The sequence below is a fragment of the Monashia sp. HAY1-2A genome (assembly GCF_056755315.1).
The window spans coordinates 1-276 of record NZ_JBNDHY010000387.1; the positions used below are offsets into that span (position 1 = coordinate 1).

Annotated in this window: 1 protein-coding gene; it reads left to right on the forward strand. The window is 48.9% G+C overall.

Annotated elements, in window-relative coordinates; translation table 11 throughout:
- Window positions 1-3: 3 nt before the first annotated feature.
- Window positions 4-276, forward strand: a 273-nt coding sequence (locus ACPYOM_RS22420; protein ID WP_481347652.1) for a transposase domain-containing protein, incomplete at its 3' end; no start/stop codon positions are given.

Here is a 276-nt window from a genome sequence, read left to right on the forward strand (position 1 = left end):
TAAATGGAACTTTCACAAGCTCTCGGTATTATCAATCTCACTGCCCCCGATGAAGTTCAAAGCCTCGCTGACCTCCTGTCTCCTGACCTCATTCAGCAAGCTTTTTCTCTCACTGACACCGTCACCCTACGCAAGCGTAAACTCCCCCTCGAGTCCATGGTCTGGCTGGTTATCGGCATGGCCATATTCAACAATAAGCCTATGAGTCATATCGTTAATCTGATGGATATTGTTGACCGAACCGGACGCTCATTCACCGCACCCAGCTCCGTTATT